This window comes from Actinoplanes sp. NPDC048988 (assembly GCF_043197815.1).
Lineage (GTDB): Bacteria > Actinomycetota > Actinomycetes > Mycobacteriales > Micromonosporaceae > Actinoplanes.
In genome coordinates this window covers 109253-122511 of the sequence record NZ_JBICTW010000015.1, presented here as the reverse complement: position 1 = coordinate 122511, position 13259 = coordinate 109253, and the positions used below count along the sequence as shown (strand labels likewise).

Sequence of the window (13259 nt, the reverse complement as noted above, 5' to 3'; positions counted from 1 at the left end):
ATTTTTGGGGGGGGGGGGGGGGGGGTGGGTTTTTTTATTGTTTTTGTTGGTGTTGGTTTTTTTGTGGGGTTTTTTTTTTTTTTTTTTTTTTGGGGGGGGGGGGGGGGGGGGGTGTTTGGGGGGGGGGGGGGGGGGGGGGGGGGGGCCCCCCCCCCACGCCCGCGCGTCACGGTGACCGCGGCCGGTCACCGTAACCCACCCGGCCTCCACCACTCACCACCCTCTGTCCTCCAGGCAGGCCAGCAAGCGAATCGATCCTTAGCCGAGCCCGCCACCTTCGTGATCCCTCGCCACCGCCGTCACCTCCCGAGGAGCCGTCGTGTCTCACCCCCTTCATCTGGCACACAGACCTGGCATCTGTGATCCGCGTTCGGCGCCGGCGCCGCGGTCGGGTCACCGTTGCGCCGCCGCGCCCTACGGCAACGTCGTGTCCCACGTGCATCTCGCCGGCTCACCCCAGCGACGTGCATGGTCGACACCACATCAGCTGCTTGCCGGTCGCCGGCCACCCGACCGCCACATCCCTGCTGGCCGGGACCGGCTTGTGTATCCCGCGCTGCGCGCGAGCCGGCGTTGCGCAGGTGCACGGTGAACGCGTTCCGACCGGCCGACCCGGTTGGCGGCGCAACCGGGTCGGCGCCGGTCACGGCGGCGGACCTCGTGGCCGCGGCGATCGGTTATGCCGCGGCGGGTGTCGCGGTGCTGCCGCTGCACACCCCGGACAGCGGCGGTGTGTGCAGCTGCCGAGCCGGCACAGCCTGTGGTTCGGCGGGCAAGCATCCCCGCCTGCGGCGCGGCCTGCATGACGCCTCACGGCAGCCGGAGGTCATCCGGTCGTGGTGGTCGCGGTGGCCGCGCGCGAACATCGGTCTGGTCACCGGGACTGTGCTGGACGTCTGCGACGTCGACACGAGCAGCGGACTGCGCACCGTTCTTGACCTGCTCGACGTCGTCCGCCCGCCAGGGCCGCTGGTCCGTACCGGATCCGGGTGGCACCTGTGGTTCGCCGCAGGTGAGCTGCCCAGCCGGGTGGCGATCGCACCCGGAGTGGATTGGCGGGGGCGTGGCGGCCTGGTCGTCGCACCGCCGTCGCTGCATCACACCGGCACTCGATACACGTTCCAGCAGCCCTGGCAGAACGGCGACCTGCCCGCCTGTCCGCCGCAGCTGCGCACCCTGGTGCTGCCGCCGCCGGCGCCCGTCGGTGCGTTGTCGGCCCCGATCGCGGACCTGGACCGGTACCTGCGGGCGGCAGTCGACGGGGAAGCCGAACGCGTGCGCCGGGCACCGCGGCCGGTGACCAACGGCGGCCGGCGCATCAGCAGCGGCGGCCGCAACGACGCACTGAACCGGGCCGCCTTCCGGCTCGGACAGCTGGCCGCCAACACACCGATGGACGAGGTAGCCGTACGACGCGAGCTCACCGAAGCCGCCCTGAGCACAGGACTGGGACGCGCCGAAGTCCAGCGCACGCTCTCGTCTGGGTGGCGAGCTGGGCTGCGTCATCCCCGGCGTCTCGGTGACCGGCAGATCGCCGGACGTCGTGGCGGGAAGGTACCGGTTCACCCGTGGCCGGGACCACGCAGTTGACGCCGGCGCGGCCGTCATTCACTCCACGCACCCAGCTCGATCCGGCCAACGGCAGGACGCCGGTCCCTTTCGAGGCGGGCGGCGAGTCGACCTGCACTGGACCGACGGGCCGCGCCTGCATTGGGTGGCCGAGCTAGCGCCGGCCGGCCGCCCCGTCGGGCATCGACAGCTGCTCCGCGAGGTGCTCGCCTCGCGGTCCCGTGATCCCGGCTGGGCAGGTCCGTGGACGTCGGTTGGTTCCGCTGCTGAGGGACCCGAAGGTCAGCCCACCCAGGCCAGGGGTGCAAGTCCCGGCAGAACATCTTGGCCCACACCGTCTCGCGTTGCTCGACGCCAAGATCTTCTGGCTCGAACGGGGCTTGCACCCCTCGGCCTCTGTGCGGGCTCTGACCGGCCCCGTCAGCGCGGCACCACGGCGCCCGGATCACCCGATCCGAACGGCGTTTCACGGGGTCGCACCGCATCACCTGAACGGGAGTCAGCACATGTCGGAGTTCAACCTCTCCTTCGAGGGCAACCTCGCCGCCACGCCCGAGCTCGAGATCACCAACGGCGGACAGACGCTGTGCCGGCTGCGGGTGGCCCACAACCGGCGCCGCCGCACGAGCGAGGGCCAGTGGGTCGACACGACCCCCATGTGGGCGCAGGTCACCGCCTGGGGCGAGCTCGCCGAACGATGCGCCGAGCTGAGCAAGGGCGACACCGTGGTCGTCAAGGCCCGCGACGACCTGAACGTGTGGCCCTTCACCCGCCAGGACGGCACCCCCGGCGGCGTCTTGGAGGTCACCGCCGAGAACGTGTCGGTGTCCCTGCGGTTCAAGGGTGCCCTGCCGGTGACCGACGACAAGCCGGCCAGCGACGCCTGGGACCCCGCCACCGCCGAGCCCGAGGTCGGGGTCGAGCGCGAGTTGCAGGCCGCCTGACCGCCTCCCGGGGCCGGTCATACCGGCCGGCCCCGGCCTCCTTGCCGACCTGTTCGACCATCTCCGGGGAGTTGTCGTCATGAGCCAGGAACCGTTGAAGCAGATCTTCACCAGTCTCATCCAGGGCACCGTTCGGGGCCGCTGCGAGCAGGGCCACACCACCAGCGGGCGGGCCTTCGTCAAGTTCCGCATCGTGCACCGCACCGGCTACCGCAAGGACGGCCAATGGGTGTCCACCGCGCCGATGGAGTTCGAGGTGACCTGCTGGGACGAACAGCAGATGCTGCTCGCCCGCTCCCTGCGGCCCGGCACCGAGGTCCTCGTCACGGTGAAGAAGTTCTTCCCGTACGTCGACCAGAGTGACGAGCCAATCATTAACATCACGCCGGCCGACATCGTGGCCCTGCCGAGCAGCACGCCCGCCCCGAGCGCACCGCGCCGGCAGCGCAGCGGCGACCTGGTCGTCAGCCCGCACGGGGAGAAGATCGCCGCCGCCGCGTGGCCCGACGCCGTCATCGACCCGCAGCTGGTCCATCACCGCTGAGCCAACCCACATCGCAAGGCCGGTCCGCACACCCGGACCGGCCTTGCCGTCGTTGAGTGAGTCCCTGCCCATTCATCGGCCCGCATGCGGCACTCCCGATGCGGCACGCCCGTGCAGCGAATGCGACGCCGAGCCTGGCACCGAACACATCTACCTCTCCTGTTCTTGGTTCGACGACGAGCCGACAGCGACCTCGACGCAGCGACGTGGCCCGACGCCGCCCGAATGGCCTGGACAGCACATCGGCGACGCGGCGCCCATCGTCCACACCTGATGGAACTTAGCGACGCGACGCACCGTGCCATCGACACTGGAAGCTGCCCAGTCGGCGACGGGCGGTGCGACCGCCCACCGATGCCGACGAGCTCGGCTGCACGTCGTTAACGGCGACGTAGAGCCGGCAACACTCGACAGCCACCACAATCGACGTCAGGGCAGGCAACGGCAGTGAACGACAAGCCCGGCGCAGCGCCGATCCACTGCTGCGTGACTGACCGGCGTGCCAGCGGCGCCCGGCTCCGTTCTTGCTGGCCGGCGAACGCGGTGGCAACCCCGGGCCACCGCGTTCGCCAGTCCTCAGTGATGACCGACCCGATCAGCGGTCAGGCAAGCCGTCAAAACATCTTGGAAGCGCAGCACTGACCTTCCCGGCACGCCTCCCATGCTGCGCTTCCAAGATCTTTTGCCCAACAGCTGGCTTGCCAGCCGCCGCCGCGCCGGTCCCCCCAGGTCCTGTCAGCGCGGCAGCCCCGGTGCGAACCGGCAACGCCGCCTCATCCGCACAACGGAAGGCAGCGCCATGACCGACAACACCGACGTCACCACCACCGAGCAGACCACCACCGCCAGCCGGCCGCTGCGTACCGCGGCCCGCCGCCTGAGCCACCCGGTGGTGCACATCTCTGGTCTCCTGGCCGCGCACGTCGCCGCGCTGGCCGTGCTCGAGAAGACGCCGCTGCTCGCCCTGCTCTCGCTGCACTGATCTCCCGCGAGCCCGGTGGGTTGCCTGCAGCGGCACCCCACCGGGCTCGCGGAGCACGCCAGGGCCCCGCCAGACCCCCTGCCCACGCCGCGCGCGTACCGCCAAACAACAAGGCGGCACCGCTACGCCTCAACGTCGGCAGTTCGCACTGCCTACGCACTGCCGCCACCCGTCAGGAGGAGACCCTATGGACGACGCCATGGCCGTGAACGGCCCCTTCCCCGCTTCCCCCACCGTGCGGTACTGCGATGTCGGCAACCATCGTCTCGCTCCCGGCCAGCTGTGGTACCTGGTCACTGATGCCAGCCGCGGCGGGCATCACCACAAGGCCGCGGCATGCGCGACCCATCTGCCCGATCAGGACAACGCGGGCCAGGGTTGCCTCTACCGCGTCGGCGATCTGTTCGACCCCGACCGCACCAGCTGGCCGCAAGGCCCGCATCTGTGGTTGGACGCCGACGGCGACACCCGGCTGGCCATCTTCCTGACCAACCCCAGCCGGCCCGAAATCTCCGCCGTCGAGTCCGGCATCGCGCGTTTCGCCTGGACCGAACAAGGCGTCAACGGGTTCCTCCTGTTCAAGTACGGCGACTCACCGTGGAATGACGCCCCATTCAACACGCAGCGGCTCGGCGCACCCTTCGGCGGCCGGCCAATGCCGCGCGGTACCCACAGCCGGACCTTTACGTTTCTGGTGCACGCCGACAGCGGGCGCATCGCCGCCATGCGGATGTTCACCTGGCCGGCCTACTTCCACAACCACGTCGTCAACTCCGTGCACCGACTCGCGACTCGCCCCTACGGCGAGGCGGAGGCGCGCGCGGCGCAGCAGGACTTCTATGGCCGCTACCCCGACGGTCCCTCGCTGTACCGGCTGGTGCGCACTCTGCCGCCGCACGCCATGTGCACAGGCGGCCAACGCGATGACCGCCCTCGCTGACCCGCGACGCCCCGTCGATTTCCGGAGGAACTTCGCCACCGGCGGGCAGGCAATGCAGGCTACCTGATCCGTTGCTTCGTCGTCCGGGCAGCAGCAGCCTCGACGGCTGCACATCGCGCACACCCCAGCGAGCGAACCTCCGCAGGCGTCTGGCGCCGCTCGCTGAGGGACCCGAGGTCAGCCCACCCAGGCCAGGGGCCGCAAGCCCCGGCAGAACATCTTGGCCCACACCGTCTCGCGCTGCTCGACGCCAAGATCTTCTGACTCGAGCAGGGCTTGCGCCCTCAGCCCTTGTGCGGGCTCTGACCGGCCCCGTCAGCGCGGCACCCCCAGCGCCGGGAGCACTCGATCCCGCAGGGCGGGCCGCATCAGCTACAGCCTGATGGAGGCACTCAGCATGACGGAGAACGTCATCGACCAGACCACGGCCACCACCCCGGCCGAGCAGGCCCCCGCCGGTGAGGCGCGGCCGGCCGCCCCGGAGGGCTCGGTCTACCTGTCCGACGTCCTGGCCAGCATCCGGCGTCACGCCAGCGCCAACGGCTGGTGCTCGACCGCCGAGAACATCACCAAGCAGGCCTTGAACGACGGGCTGTCCTTCAAGCCGGTCCGCGACACGTCCGACGGCGGATGCAGCGACCCGTCCTGCGATATCTGCAGCGGCCAGGACGCCGTCGCCGAACGGTTCACCCCGGCCGAAGGCGTCGACCCGTTAGTCACGAAGGCCCGTCTGAAGAAGGCGATCAGAAAAGCCTGCGAGCTCGGCTACGACTGGGACGAGTACCGCCGCCTGTACCGCGAGCTCATCGACACCTACGCGCTGGACCAGGTCTCCCTTCCCGTCACCACGTACACGGTCACCTTCACTGTCACCGACGAGCAGCTGAACGGCCAGAACGCGGACGAAGCCGGTATGGCGTATGTCCTGCGCGCCGGAATCGCGACCGGCTTCACCGTCGCGACAGACACCACCGAGCTGGCCACCCCCACCCTGCGGCCGTAGGGAGCGCCGGTTGCCCGGCCGGTTCACACCCGGCCGGGCACCGGCCCCATGCATTCATCCACCGAACCGCAGCCCACCGCGTCGCGCGCGACGCCGGATTCCGCAGTCATCGAGCTGCGCCTCACCCGGAACGAAAGGATCGCCGATGAGCGCCTGGATCGTCAGTCGTGACCACCTCGATCTGCTCCTCACCGCCGCCCTCGCGTGGGATATAACCCCACCGGGCGAAGCCGACAGGACAGGCCGGATGCTGTGGAAGGAGAACCTCGCCAGCGTCGCCTACCGCTACCCGCGCGATCGCGACGGCGACCGGCCCGGCCCGATCGACTTCCGTGACCGGCACGTCGGCACTTACCGCTTCCAGCCCTACCCCGGCCCCGTCGACCCCGAGGTCGTCGCCGCCGCCGCGGCCTCGCTGGCCTGCCAATCCTGCGAACACCCTGACTGGACGTCGAGCGTCGCATGCCGGTGGACCATGCACCTCCGCGAGCAGGCAACCGCTCGTATCGCGGCGTACCTCGACCAGCACGGATCGGTGGACCCCAAGCGTCAGACCCGCGGCGAACAAGGGTGGTACGTCGTGTTCGACCTGCACGGTCAAGAGCAGATCCGGTGCGGCGACGGCTGGAGCGTGCCCGACCGCGGCGTCTTCACGCGCGCCATCGGGCTGCGCACCCCCGCTGTGGCCCGGCCATGACCGAGAGGACGCCGACCGCCGCTGACGGACACAGCGAACACTTCGCTCACCTGAGCCTGACCGCCGGCGGCGGACCGTCCGCGACCCCGCGCCCGGCAGGCACTCTGCATGTCGTGCAGTTCTCCGGCGGTATCGGCAGTTGGGCTACCGCCATGCGCGTCGCTGAAGAGCACGGCACGGACAATCTCATCCTGCTCGCCGCCGACACCAAAGCCGAAGACCCCGATCTCTGGCGCTTCGTCGCCGATGCCGGCGCCCACCTGGGCGTCAACCCGGTGATCGTCGCTGACGGCCGTACCCCGTGGCAGGTTTTCGCCGATCAACGCTTCGTCGGAAATTCCCGCATCGCACCCTGCTCGGTGCACCTGAAGCAGAAGCCCTGTCGACGGTGGCTGACCAAGAACGCCGACCCTGAGCGCACCGTGCTGTACGTCGGGATCGACTGGAACGAGCAACGCCGGGTGCCTGCCATCGAGCGGGGCTGGTCGCCGTGGACCGTTCGTTTCCCGATGTGCGAACCGCCCTATCTCAGCAAGGACCAGATGCTGGAGTGGGCGACGGCTGTTGGCCTGACGCCACCAAGGCTCTATCAGCAGGGCTTCACCCACAACTTCTCTCCACGGTTCGGTGATGTCTCAGCTTCATCGACTAAGGCCACATCCTCGATACATCCATTGTCGTTGCTCGTGGCATTGGGATTGACGGCGATGATGCGGATGGCGCGTGGAGTTGTTCTTCGTACACCGGCGGCTGGCCGAGCAGCCAGCAGTGCCTGACGGGCCGTCTGGCGCGGCGGTGCGGCAGATCCTGGATCATCGGGCTCTGCCCGATGGCTTGCCGGTGCTGCTCGACGCGAATATGCGGCCGGTGGAGCCGATCTGTTCCTGGTTCCGGCATCTGGCGTACGCGTTGTTGGAGCCTGAGACGCTGCGTTGCTACGCGTACATCGTCCGGCGGCTGGTGGTGTTCCTGGCCGAGCGTGGCAGTGACGTTCTTTCGGCGACCGAGGTGGACCTGATCGCGTACCGAGCGGCGCGCACGGAGCATCAGGAGCAGCCGGTGGATGACGCGACGTGGCGGCGCGAGGCTGCGGTGCTCAACGCGTTGTTCTCGTGGCTGGTGGAGCAGGGCCGTATACGGCGGCGGCCGTTCCGGGTGCCGCGGCGAGGCAGTCCGCTGGGCGGGGCGCCGCGTAAGGAGATGCAGATCCGGCATCTTACGTTGCCGCAGTACCGGTACTGGCGCGACGTGGGGATGGGCGGTCAACGGCCGGACGCGCAGATCGATCCGGGGTTTCGGGGGTGGGCTCCGCATCGGCATCGCGCGGCGGTGGAGTTGGCGCTGCTCACCGGGATGCGTAAGCAGGAGTGGTCGACGCTGCTGTTGCCCGAGCTGGGTGAGGGCTGGCGGCGCCCGGCTGACCCGGTGGATCTGGTGTTGCAGGCGTGCGCGAAGTATCGGCGCCGGCGCGTGGCCTATGTCCCGGTAGCGGCGTTGCGGATGCTGGATGTCTACCTGTTGCTGGAGCGCCCGGATCTGATTCGCCGATCGGCGCGGACGCTGGCCGCTCGACGCGCGGATCTGTTCGTGGTCGACCGCATCGATCACGAGTCGGGCCGCCTCGGCGGTGTGCTCGACGGTGAGCGGCGCAGTTTCGTAATGGAGGCGATGAACCCGGAGTTGCGGCGCATCACGGTACGCGAGACGGACGGCGGTCTGGAAGCGCTGGCCGTGTTCGTCGGCCACGGCGGACTGGTGCTGGGGCCGTCGTCGTGGGACCGGATCCGATTGGATGCGTGGCGGCGCATGCAGCGGCACGCCGTGGATGACCCGGGCACGCCGGTCCTGCCGCCGCGGCCGTGGCGGTTCCACGATCTGCGGCATTCGTTCTGCTTGCAGCTGCTGAAGTATCTGATGCGGCTCATGATCGACCGGGAAGCACGGCAGCCGCGCGGTCTGCCGAGCCTGCCGGAACATGTGGCATTCAATCCGCTGCTGGTGGTGCAGCGGCGGATGGGGCACGCCAGCCCCGCCACCACGTATCTCTACCTGCGATATCTCGAGGATCCGCTGAACTACGTGGACGAGGCGTTCCGGCAGTGGGCACAGCACGACGACGCGAGTTACGCCGACATCGCGGCACACGCATTGGGTGCCGGCGATGCCACGTAAAGGTGAGTTCGCGCGCACCTGGGTGCAGCCGCCCGTGGTTGATCCGCCGCCGTCGCGGATCGGTCCTCGGGTCGTGCAGGCTCCGGCGAACGCCACCCGCCCTGCCGGGGTGATCGTGGTGGATCCGTCGGCGTTCGGGTGCGCCGGCCTGGTCGCTGAGCTTGCCGACGAGTGGATGTCGTATGCCCGGCTGACCGGCAGCAAGCGGTTGACGCTCGGGGACTACCGCACGGCGATCGTGCGGTTCGCGACCTGGCTCGACCACAATGCCGGCAGTCCGCAGTCGCTGACGTTGGGCGCGGCCGACCCGGATGTGGCGGCGTTGCTGCGCGAGTGGGCGCGGCAGCTGCCCGCCGCATTCCTACCTGGTTCACCGCGGCCTGCGCAGCTGACGGAGAACATCCGGGCGCTGATTCGGCTGCGTGCCCAACGCGACGACGTCGTGGTCGACGACGGGATCCGGCGTCTACTGGTCGGTCCGCCGCTGGTGCGCCGGGGGCGCACCCAAGAGCTCGATGAGTTCACCCGCCAGGAGCGCAAGGCTCTCGTCCGGGCGGCTTGGGCGGACGTCCGGGCGCTGGAGGACCGCATTGCCCGCGGCGCCGCGCTGCTGCGGGCTGCGAATGGTAATCCGTTCACGTTCGGGCCCAGCCTGGCGAACCTGCTCTGGGCGGTCGCTCATGACGCCGAGAGCCTGCCGCGATTCAATGATCTGCTCCCGCGGTTCTCGACCTGGCCGAGGCCGCTGCTCGAGCTGGCCGATGTGCGTGGCCGCCGGGTCCGGCCGAACACCGCGATCTGGCAGCTGAGCGCGGCACTGGCAGGCTTGCTGTTCCCGCGGGCGGAGGATTTGCAGGCGTTCCGGGTGCTGCTGGTCGCCGCCACCGGGCACGCGCCGGAGGAGCTGACGGCCCTAACCGAGCAGGACGTCGAGTTCACCCATGGCGGGGTACGGCTGACTCTGACGAAGCTGCGTGCCCGCCAGATCCGCTATCGGATGTTCCGCACCCGTGAAACGGTCGCGCACGACGCTCACGGGCCCGTCGACGCCGCCGATGTCCTGCGCCGCCTCACCGCAGCCGGGCAACGGGTCCGCCAAGCGCTCGGGCGGCAGCCGGCGCCGTTGTTCACCTGCGCCAGCGTGTGGCATTCGGGGCAGCTACGGCTGCGGACGTTCAACTCCGGCGGCCAAGGCCACTTCGGGGACTGGGTCCGCGGCCAGGGTCTGACGATCTCCGGCCGGCTCGACCTGCGCCGGATGCGTAAGACGGTCAAGGTGGAGAAGGCTGTCGCGCTGCGCGGCAGCATCTCGGATCTGGCCGACGACCACACCGCGGAAACGTTCTGGGGCCACTACGCGCACGGCACGACCCTGCACCTGGTCTCCGCGCAAGCGATCACCACGGCGCAGCGCACCTGGCTCGCCCGCGCCGTGGACGGCCCGGTCGTGCTCGACGAGCTGGCCACCGCGCATCTCAACGACGATCGCGCTCTGGACGCGCTCGGCCTCACCCGTGAGCAGGTCGAGCAGCTCCGGGCCGGTGAGATGGACATGGGCGTCACCGACTGCCGCAGCCCGTTCTCCTCCCCGTACACCAAGTCCGGCGAGTTGTGTTCGGTGGCGCCTCTGCGCTGCCTGGAATGCCGCAACGCGATCATCCTGCCGTCGAACCTGCCGCAGCTACTGCTGTTCGCCGATCACCTCGCCGGGCTGCGCAACCGGCTACCACCGCCGAGGTTCCACGCGGCATGGGGGCAGAGCGAGGCGAACCTGCACGCGGTGCTCGCCGAGCGGTCCCCGGCCGAGATCGACGCCGCCCGCCGCCGCATCGACCAGGGCGGGCTGCGCCTGCAGTTGCCGCTCGCCGCGTTCACGGAGTTCGACCGATGATCCAGCCCGCCCGGACCCCGCTGCTGCCGAGCGGGTCTTTCACCGATACCGAGCCGGTGCTGCAGTCGCATCCCCTGATCCAGGGTGCACCCGTCACCTTGTTCGGCCGCACCGATCAATGGCCGTTCACGGCTACACGCCGGCCAGCCAACGTCAGCCCATCAGCGTGGCGGACCAACTTCGCCCGCCTCGACCCGATCTGGAACCTGCGGGCCAGGGAGGTCGCCATGGCGCTGCTCAACCCGGCGCACCCGAGGGTCCTGGCAGCCGGTGTCAACCTCGGCGACAAACCTGCCGGGTGCAGCACGGTCTTCCACCAGGTGGAGCTCTTGCGTCGTCTGGCTGCATGGGCAGCCCAGAGAGGGCTACCTGCCCAGCTCGGCCGCTGGAGTGACGACGACGCCCGCGGCTGGGTCGAGCAGCAGCGGCCCGACGTCGCCGCGAGCTCGCTGATGCCGTTTGTCACCACGGTCAAGCTGCTGTACCAGCTAAGCCCGATCCTCACCGGCGGCGGACTGGCCCGGGACCCGTGGCCTGGCCGGGCCGCGCGCGTCGTCGCCCAATACGCGAACGAGCCCGGCCTGCGGACCCGCAACATCGCTCCGCCGGTCTGGCACGCGCTAGTCAAATCGGCGTGGACCTACGTGGACGTCCTGGCGCCCGATATCCTCGCCGCCCGGCAGCGCCTCGCCGAGCTCGAGAATGCCGCGTTGCCCACCAGCGCCGGCCTGGAGGAACGCGCCCGGGCTTACCTCGCCGACCCGACCAACCCCATCCCGCTGCACATCGAGCGCTACCTCAACCACAGCAAGGCCCGGCGAAGCCCGTCTGCGGTCGGCCCCGGTATAGAGATCAACTGGACGCTGCTCGGGTTGATGATCGGCATCGCGCGGACGCAGCGGACCATGACCAGCGGAAATCGTGGATCCGTGCAGCGCGTGCGCCGGCAGGTCGAGGACGCGCTACGCGCTGATCCGGCCCGTGGCGTTGCCGGCGGTCTGCTCGACCGCTACGCGCAAATCACCCGGTCCGACGGCAGTCAAGGGCCGTGGCATCCCGGCCTGTGTCCCCGCGGTGTCCTGGACGAATCGGTTGCGCTGCGAGCGGCCTGCTACTGCTTCGTCGCCGCGCTGAGCATGATGCGCGACTCAGAGATCCGAGAGATCACCCGAGGCGCGCTCGGCGAGTTTTACGGCGCGCCCGCCGTCGCCTCCATCAAACGCAAGCACGACCCGAACCAGCCTCGCGAACACTGGTGGATCATCGACCCCGTCGCGCAGGCCATCCGCGTCGCCGAACAGCTCTCCCATCACGCGGAGCTGATCTTCGGCAGCGTCAACGACCGCGCCGGCCGCCTCGAGTCCGCCGCCAGCAGCTCAGGATTTCGCAGCGGCGTCGTCATCACGAACTTCATCGACCACGTCAACGCCACCAGCCACTCGACCGGGCTGAGCATCCCGGCTGGGCACGTCGCGCCGCATATGTTCCGCAAGACCATGGCCATGCTCGCCGGCGCCGAGCCCAGCTCCGAGATCGCGCTCGGCATTCAGCTCAAGCACGTCGCCGTCCGCGCGCTGGCCAACCGCTCCACCCCCGGCTACGCCGCAAGCGACAACGCGTGGGCGGTCCTGCTGGACAACGAGCTCGAGCAAGCCCGCTTCGCGCACCTGCGCGAGCTCTACGACGAACACCGCACCGGCGACAGCCTCGGGACAGGCCCAGCGGCCGAACGGCTCGCAGGCGCATTCCGAACCGTCCAGGCCACAGCGCTGGCCCGCCAAGGCGACGCCCGCACCGAATACGACCTGCTCCGCAAGGCCCGCATCTCAATACGGTTCGGCAAGCTCAACCACTGCCTGTTCGACGACACCAACCCGGCCGGCGCCAAATGCCTGGAAAGCGCGACCGTGCCGCCAGGTCACCGCGGTCCACTGATCGACCGATGTCAGCCCGAGCGCTGCGCCAACAGCCTCATCAGCGATGAGCACCTGCCCCTCTGGCAGGCCGAACGCCACAACCTGCTGACGGTGCTGCAAACACCCAAACTCGCTCCCTGCCGCAAGGCGGCCCTACAGCAGCAACTCGACGACGTCGAGCAGGTCATCACCAAGGCGGGCGCATGACCGTCTCCCCAGCCACCGACCAGGCCTTACGCAACGCGATGAACCGCCTGCTGACCGGCCGCGCGCGTCGCACCGACGGGAAGCTGATCAAGGCAAACCTCTACCGCGAAGCCGAAGTCAGCCGGGCCACCATGAACCGGGCCCACGAAATCCTCATCGCCTGGGACCAAGCCGTCGCCACGCGTACCGGCCACCCCTCCCCAGCCGGCACCTCCGACGAACAAGCGGCGCTGCGCACGAAGCTCAGCCGTAAGACAAGCGAGTGCGCTGACCTTCAGCAGCGCCTCAACGCAGCCGCCACGACGATCGCAGCGCTTCACCACGACAACCACGCGCTCCGCGGCGAACTCGCCCGGCACGAAGCGACCAATATCGCCGCGATCGCATGACCCAC

General features: G+C 69.5%; 12 protein-coding genes. All 12 read left to right on the top strand.

What is annotated here, in order from left to right; translation table 11 throughout:
• Window positions 1–588: 588 nt before the first annotated feature.
• The 12 genes from ACGFJ7_RS35210 to ACGFJ7_RS35155 all read left to right on the top strand — a co-directional run bounded on the left by ACGFJ7_RS35210 (window position 589) and on the right by ACGFJ7_RS35155 (window position 13254).
• The gene (locus ACGFJ7_RS35210) at window positions 589–1590 is read left to right on the top strand and encodes a bifunctional DNA primase/polymerase (RefSeq protein ID WP_392646167.1); all 1002 of its coding nucleotides are present in this window, start codon (window positions 589–591) and stop codon (window positions 1588–1590) included.
• Window positions 1591–2075: 485 nt separating this feature from the next.
• On the top strand, window positions 2076–2513 hold the full coding sequence (locus ACGFJ7_RS35205; RefSeq protein ID WP_392646165.1) for a single-stranded DNA-binding protein: 438 nt from the start codon (window positions 2076–2078) through the stop codon (window positions 2511–2513).
• A 79-nt stretch (window positions 2514–2592) separates the two neighbouring features.
• Entirely contained in the window at window positions 2593–3057 is a 465-nt protein-coding gene (locus ACGFJ7_RS35200; RefSeq protein ID WP_392646163.1) for a single-stranded DNA-binding protein, read from the top strand.
• Window positions 3058–3856: 799 nt separating this feature from the next.
• Window positions 3857–4039: a hypothetical protein gene (locus tag ACGFJ7_RS35195; protein WP_392646161.1), complete on the top strand. Its 183-nt coding sequence runs from the start codon at window positions 3857–3859 to the stop codon at window positions 4037–4039.
• 187 nt (window positions 4040–4226) lie between these two features.
• The gene (locus tag ACGFJ7_RS35190; RefSeq protein WP_392646159.1) at window positions 4227–4979 is read left to right on the top strand and encodes a hypothetical protein; all 753 of its coding nucleotides are present in this window, start codon (window positions 4227–4229) and stop codon (window positions 4977–4979) included.
• Window positions 4980–5376: 397 nt separating this feature from the next.
• On the top strand, window positions 5377–5982 hold the full coding sequence (locus ACGFJ7_RS35185) for a hypothetical protein (protein ID WP_392646158.1): 606 nt from the start codon (window positions 5377–5379) through the stop codon (window positions 5980–5982).
• A gap of 145 nt (window positions 5983–6127) precedes the next feature.
• A complete protein-coding gene (locus tag ACGFJ7_RS35180) occupies window positions 6128–6679 on the top strand; it encodes a hypothetical protein (RefSeq protein WP_392646156.1) in 552 nt (183 codons plus the stop codon).
• Complete coding sequence (locus ACGFJ7_RS35175; RefSeq protein ID WP_392646154.1) at window positions 6676–7455, top strand: hypothetical protein; 780 nt, start codon at window positions 6676–6678, stop codon at window positions 7453–7455. Before ACGFJ7_RS35180 ends, ACGFJ7_RS35175 begins: the two co-directional genes overlap by 4 nt.
• Window positions 7403–8851 (top strand): site-specific integrase, encoded by a 1449-nt coding sequence (locus tag ACGFJ7_RS35170; RefSeq protein WP_392646152.1) that lies wholly within the window; start codon window positions 7403–7405, stop codon window positions 8849–8851. Before ACGFJ7_RS35175 ends, ACGFJ7_RS35170 begins: the two co-directional genes overlap by 53 nt.
• A complete protein-coding gene (locus ACGFJ7_RS35165; protein ID WP_392646150.1) occupies window positions 8841–10742 on the top strand; it encodes a hypothetical protein in 1902 nt (633 codons plus the stop codon). Before ACGFJ7_RS35170 ends, ACGFJ7_RS35165 begins: the two co-directional genes overlap by 11 nt.
• A complete protein-coding gene (locus tag ACGFJ7_RS35160; protein ID WP_392646148.1) occupies window positions 10739–12865 on the top strand; it encodes a hypothetical protein in 2127 nt (708 codons plus the stop codon). Before ACGFJ7_RS35165 ends, ACGFJ7_RS35160 begins: the two co-directional genes overlap by 4 nt.
• The gene (locus ACGFJ7_RS35155; RefSeq protein ID WP_392646146.1) at window positions 12862–13254 is read left to right on the top strand and encodes a hypothetical protein; all 393 of its coding nucleotides are present in this window, start codon (window positions 12862–12864) and stop codon (window positions 13252–13254) included. Before ACGFJ7_RS35160 ends, ACGFJ7_RS35155 begins: the two co-directional genes overlap by 4 nt.
• Window positions 13255–13259 lie beyond the last annotated feature (5 nt).

What these genes read in the sequence shown, in the direction of transcription:
- ACGFJ7_RS35205 (WP_392646165.1), top strand. Translation starts at nt 2,076, where the DNA reads ATGTCGGAGTTCAACCTCTCCTTCGAGGGCAACCTCGCCGCCACGCCC.
- ACGFJ7_RS35200 (WP_392646163.1), top strand. Translation starts at nt 2,593, where the DNA reads ATGAGCCAGGAACCGTTGAAGCAGATCTTCACCAGTCTCATCCAGGGC.
- ACGFJ7_RS35195 (WP_392646161.1), top strand. Translation starts at nt 3,857, where the DNA reads ATGACCGACAACACCGACGTCACCACCACCGAGCAGACCACCACCGCC.
- ACGFJ7_RS35190 (WP_392646159.1), top strand. Translation starts at nt 4,227, where the DNA reads ATGGACGACGCCATGGCCGTGAACGGCCCCTTCCCCGCTTCCCCCACC.
- ACGFJ7_RS35185 (WP_392646158.1), top strand. Translation starts at nt 5,377, where the DNA reads ATGACGGAGAACGTCATCGACCAGACCACGGCCACCACCCCGGCCGAG.
- ACGFJ7_RS35180 (WP_392646156.1), top strand. Translation starts at nt 6,128, where the DNA reads ATGAGCGCCTGGATCGTCAGTCGTGACCACCTCGATCTGCTCCTCACC.
- ACGFJ7_RS35175 (WP_392646154.1), top strand. Translation starts at nt 6,676, where the DNA reads ATGACCGAGAGGACGCCGACCGCCGCTGACGGACACAGCGAACACTTC.
- ACGFJ7_RS35165 (WP_392646150.1), top strand. Translation starts at nt 8,841, where the DNA reads ATGCCACGTAAAGGTGAGTTCGCGCGCACCTGGGTGCAGCCGCCCGTG.
- ACGFJ7_RS35160 (WP_392646148.1), top strand. Translation starts at nt 10,739, where the DNA reads ATGATCCAGCCCGCCCGGACCCCGCTGCTGCCGAGCGGGTCTTTCACC.
- ACGFJ7_RS35155 (WP_392646146.1), top strand. Translation starts at nt 12,862, where the DNA reads ATGACCGTCTCCCCAGCCACCGACCAGGCCTTACGCAACGCGATGAAC.